Origin of the sequence: Megasphaera sp. AF13-6AC, from assembly GCF_027685385.1 — a bacterium.
GTDB classification, from domain to species: Bacteria; Bacillota; Negativicutes; order Veillonellales; family Megasphaeraceae; genus Megasphaera; species Megasphaera micronuciformis.
Map to the genome: position 1 here is coordinate 1 of NZ_JAQCUN010000051.1, position 5,172 is coordinate 5,172.

The 5,172-nt window shown below is 47.7% G+C and carries 6 protein-coding genes; all 6 read right to left on the bottom strand.

Annotated elements, in window-relative coordinates; translation table 11 throughout:
* On the bottom strand, positions 1 to 232 hold a 232-nt coding region (locus PGX78_RS04195), incomplete at its 3' end, for an L-threonylcarbamoyladenylate synthase (RefSeq protein WP_442864790.1).
* Positions 233 to 235: 3 nt separating this feature from the next.
* Positions 236 to 1,090, bottom strand: coding sequence for a peptide chain release factor N(5)-glutamine methyltransferase (gene prmC / locus PGX78_RS04200; RefSeq protein WP_270445518.1), 855 nt, complete (start codon positions 1,088 to 1,090; stop codon positions 236 to 238).
* Positions 1,083 to 2,168 (bottom strand): peptide chain release factor 1, encoded by a 1,086-nt coding sequence (prfA, locus tag PGX78_RS04205; protein WP_270445519.1) that lies wholly within the window; start codon positions 2,166 to 2,168, stop codon positions 1,083 to 1,085. Before prfA ends, prmC begins: the two co-directional genes overlap by 8 nt.
* Before the next feature lie 23 nt (positions 2,169 to 2,191).
* On the bottom strand, positions 2,192 to 3,022 hold the full coding sequence (locus PGX78_RS04210) for a DUF1385 domain-containing protein (protein WP_270445525.1): 831 nt from the start codon (positions 3,020 to 3,022) through the stop codon (positions 2,192 to 2,194).
* Between the two features lie 126 nt (positions 3,023 to 3,148).
* Positions 3,149 to 3,352 carry a 50S ribosomal protein L31 gene (gene rpmE, locus PGX78_RS04215; protein WP_040773554.1) on the bottom strand — a complete coding sequence of 68 codons (204 nt, stop codon included), beginning with the start codon at positions 3,350 to 3,352 and terminating at the stop codon, positions 3,149 to 3,151.
* A 130-nt stretch (positions 3,353 to 3,482) separates the two neighbouring features.
* Positions 3,483 to 5,172, bottom strand: a 1,690-nt coding sequence (gene dnaE / locus PGX78_RS04220; RefSeq protein ID WP_270445520.1) for a DNA polymerase III subunit alpha, incomplete at its 5' end; no start/stop codon positions are given.

Consider the following 5,172-nt stretch of genomic DNA (forward strand, 5'->3'; position numbering starts at 1 on the left):
CGACTCCGGCTTTATCGGGAACCGTCAAAATAAGCGGATTGTCACTGGGTCGTCCCTTTGCTGTATAAATGGCCCTGCATGCAGCGGCGTCCAGCCCGTTGGCGCCTATCCCGTAGACAGTCTCCGTCGGGAAAATGACGAGCTCACCTTGGCGAATCAATCTACCGGCTTCTTCCAAAATATTTTTATCCTCTGACGTGCCGGTGAGTTTCACCAGCTTCGTATCTTTCACAGTCTACCCCTTCTTTCTGAGTAAAACATGTCGTTCCGTATCGGCATAATCCTTGATAATTCGCACGAGTTCAAAATCTTGCTCCGTAAACAGTTCCGCAACCTGCCGCGCCTGTCCGGCACCTACTTCCACAATACAGTGTCCGCCGACTTTAAGGTAAGCACCGCCTTCACTTGCCAGGCGGCGATATATATCCAGTCCGTCCGTACCGCCGTAAAGAGCCGTTTCCGGGTCGTATTTTACTTCTTCTTCCAGATTCTGCATATCCGGAGCGGTTAAATATGGCGGATTGGAAACGAGCCAATCGTACTCATGAGCTTCTACATTTGTAAAAAGATCGCTATTCACCCACTGCACCCTGTCCAGGTGAAGAGCCTCTCTGTTTTCGGCGGCTATTTTCAAGGCATCAGAAGAAATGTCTACACCCGTTCCCGTCGCCTGCGGCAAATACGATAGGAGACTCAGCAAGATGGCACCGCTTCCCGTCCCCATATCCAAGATGCGTACCGGAACCTCTTTAGGGCAGATTTCCAAGACAGCCTCAACCAGAAGTTCCGTTTCCGGACGCGGCACGAGAACGTGTTCATTGACAATAAAATCAAGCCCCATAAAAGGCTTTATACCCAAAATATGGGCGACCGGATACCGGGCCGCCCTTTTCTTTATCATCTCTTTATATGCCGACAACTCCGTCGAGGTCATAGGTTCGTCAAAATGAGCATACAAATAAATACGTTCTTTTTCAAGAACGTGTGCCAACAGAATTTCCGCATCCAGTCGCGGCGTATCAATTCCTTTTTCGGCAAAAAATCCTTCCGTCCATTTAAGAAGAGAGCCGATTGTCCATAAATCAGTCATTGCTTTCTTCGGCTTCCTTCATCAATTCGGCACGACGAGCTTCGGCCAAGGCCTGGATGAATTCGTCAATATCACCGTTCATAATATTTTCCAACTTGTACAGCGTCAAATTAATGCGATGGTCCGTTACGCGTCCCTGCGGATAGTTATACGTACGCACGCGTTCACTTCTATCGCCAGTACCGACTTGACTGCGCCGCGCTTCCGTAACTTCCGCATTGGCTTCTTCTTCCGCCTGAGCTAAAAGACGAGCCTTCAAAACCCGCACAGCCTTGGCTCGGTTTTCCAACTGCGATCGTTCGTCCTGACACTCAACGACAATACCCGACGGAATATGCGTCATGCGCACAGCCGACGAGGTTTTGTTGACATGCTGACCGCCGGCACCGGAAGCTCGGAAATAATCGACGCGTACATCTTCCATATTCAAGTTGATTTCCACATCTTCCGCTTCGGGCAAAACTGCTACCGTCGCCGTCGATGTATGAATACGACCGCCCGACTCTGTAACAGGCACACGTTGTACGCGATGTACGCCCGATTCGTATTTGAGCTTGCCGTATACACCGTCACCTTCAACAGAAAAGATAACTTCCTTATAACCGCCCAGTTCGGGAGCGTTGGAACTGATAATACTTGCCTTCCAGCCCTTTTGCTTTTCAATATATTTCGAATACATGCGGAAGAGATCACCGGCAAAAATAGCCGCTTCATCGCCGCCGGCACCGCCACGAATTTCCATAATAACATTCTTATCGTCATTCGGATCCTTAGGCAACATGAGAACATGCAATTCTTCTTCCAAAGCTTCCTGTTCCTTGGTCAATTCGGATAATTCTTCTTTAGCCATGGCCGTCAACTCCGCGTCGGACCCGTCGGCAATGATTTCCTTGTCATCCGCAATAGTAGCGGATACATCCTTATACTTGCGAAACGTTTCGATAATCGGTGCCAGGGAGGCATGCTCTTTCGTCAATTTTTGCCATTCATCCTGTCTGGCAATGACGGAAGGGTCACTAATGCGCTGCTCCAAGTCGATAAACTTGTTCTCTACGGCTTGTACCTTATCAATAAACACGCTATACTCCTCGCTTTCCGAATCTACTGCTTATTTTCCGTATGTTCTTGCGGCTTCGCCGCTTCCAAGGCCTTAATAGCCACTTCAATCTGATCGTCATGCGGTTCTCTCGTCGTCAAATATTGCAACCACAATCCGGGTTTGATCAATGTCTGAACTACATGATTCGTCGTCCTGCCTGCCAAGCGTATGATTTCATAAGCAATCCCGGCCACGACGGGCATCAAAATGACACGCGACACGATTCGTTCCGCAATAGACGGCCAACCTAAAAAGGCAAACACGAAGATGGAAACGACCATGACGATTAAAAGAAAGTTCGTGCCGCATCGCGGATGCAGTCGAACCTGAGGACGTACATTTTCTACCGTAAGTGGTAACCCCTTTTCATACGCCCAGATTGTTTTATGCTCGGCTCCGTGATATTCAAACACGCGCCGAATGTCTTTAGTAAATGAAATGCATCGTATATATAGTAAAAAGACAGCCAGTCTAAGCAAGCCTTCGCAAATATTCAACATGACCGGACTCGTAACGGAACCCAGTAAATATTTGGCCGCAAAAGTCGGCAAGGCTACAAAGAAAACAATAGCTACTAAACAGGAAAACAACATAGTCGCCGCAATTTGACTGTTTGTCATCTGTTCTTCTTCCTCTCCCGATGCACGGGCGGAAAAAGAAAGACTCTTCATCCCGTAAAAAAGTGATTCTCCCAAGGCGACTGATCCTCTGATAAAAGGCTTCTTCAAAAGGGGGTATCTTTCTGTAACGGAACGGACTCTGTCTTTTTGTACTGTAATGTCTCCCGACGGTGTGCGTACAGCCGTCGCAATGTATTCAGGACCGCGCATCATAACGCCTTCGATAACCGCCTGCCCGCCTACATAAGGTTTACTCAATGGAACCTCCCGTTTATTTACAAACAAATAGAGCAGAGCATTGCTGCTCTGCCTACCGCTTGTCTGCTGTTATTCAGCTGTTTAGCCTTTTTTACCGTAACGTTTATTAAACTGTTCAATACGACCGCGAGCAGCCTGCGTACGCTGTTGACCGGTATAGAACGGATGGCATTTAGAGCAAATTTCGACACGCAGTTCCGGTACTGTGGAACCTGTTTCAAAAGTATTGCCACACGCACACGTTACTACGGCTTTACCGTAATTCGGATGGATACCTTCTTTCACCATTCACACCTCTTCTCTAAACATACTAAACCCATACTATGAAATTATATCACGAGCTCAGTCTGTTTTGCAAGATAATCAGCTTGGATTTTTGCCAAGTCTGTTCCCTTATCATATCAATTTCCGAGCTCTATTGCAATATGTACAATCCCGGTTCCAAGAGCAAGGCCAATTCTTTTTGCAGTTTCGGTCCTGCCGTAATCCAGTACTTCTTATCCGTCAAAATAGTGCGTCGGCTTCCTGCCAAATGAAAGTAAACTTTCGTATTTCCCGGATACCGGCTGAGGATTTCCGCTACCTTATCACTTAAATCACTCTGTTCTAAACGGGCGGGAATTTTAATAAAAAGTTTCTCACCCTGTCCCTCCAACCATTGTGATTCCTCCGGAATTTGTGTCGACTCATGCCGTTCTTTCACCGCTTGAGCCGCTTCTTCCGTCAAAGGCTGCACCGTATCGGCCAAAATCTGCACATCATCATCCGTAATGTCGGCACGCCCCTTAACGGCTACAGGTGCGTCGACGACAATCAGCTCCCGACACTTTTCAAAAACTTTGGGAAAGACGACTACCGTAACGGTATGCGTAAAATCTTCTACCGTTATAATGGCCATCGCATCGTTACGTTTCGTCGTGACTCGCCGTACGGCTGTTATCAAACCGCCTACAGTGATCATCTTGCCGTCATAGCCTCTCGCTTCTTCATCATATAAGACGGCAAGGAGAGTCAATTTATTCATGACCTCCGTATACGCATCTAAGGGATGCCCGCTGAAATAAAATCCGTCGTACTCCTTTTCCATGGCCAAGCGCATGGATAGGGGATATTCTTCCATGTCGGGATACACTAAATCCGTCGAGACATCGGACACGACATCGTCGAACAACCCCATCTGGCCCGACTCGTTATCCTTACGTCGTAAGGCCCCCATGGACATGGCCTGATCCAAAACGGCCATAAGTTGTGACCGTTTCTTACCGAATGAATCCATGGCACCGCATTGAATCAAACTTTCCAAACCGCGCCGATTGACGATACGAGAATCCACGCGACTGCAAAAATCTTCAAAGGACGTAAAGGGACCGTCTTTTTTACGAGCCTCCAAAATCGTCCGAATGGCGTTTTCTCCCACACTCTTAATGCCTGCCAACCCGAAACGAATATTGCCCCCCTGTACGGAAAAAACCGATTCCGACTCATTCACGTCGGGCGACAAAACAGGTACATGATGACGCTTACATTCAGCGGCATAATAACTGATTTTCGCAACGTCGCTGATCATGCTGGTCATGGTAGCGGCCATAAACTCGGCACAATAGTGGGCCTTTAGGTATGCCGTCTGCCAAGCAACATAAGCGTAGGCAGCGGAATGTGACTTATTAAAACCGTAACCGGCAAAATATACCATCAAATCGAAAACTTTATTAGCAATGTCATCATCAATATGGTTCTTGCGAGTTCCTTCCAGAAAATGGGCTCGTTGAGCCTTCAAAACTTCTTCTTTCTTCTTACCCATAGCACGACGCAACAAATCGGCTTCACCCAGGCTGAACCCGCCCATGGCGGAGGCAATCTGCATAACCTGTTCCTGATAAAGAATAACCCCGTACGTATCCTTTAAAATGGGCTCCAATAAGGGATGTAAATACGTTACCTTTTTTTCACCGTGGCTCCCCTTAATAAAGTCTTCAACCATACCGCTTCCCAACGGCCCGGGACGATAAAGGGCCACCAAGGGAATCATGTGCTCGAAATGCTTCGGTGCCAGCTCTTTAACCAAGTTCGTAATCCCTTGGGATTCCATTTGGAAGACCCCCGCC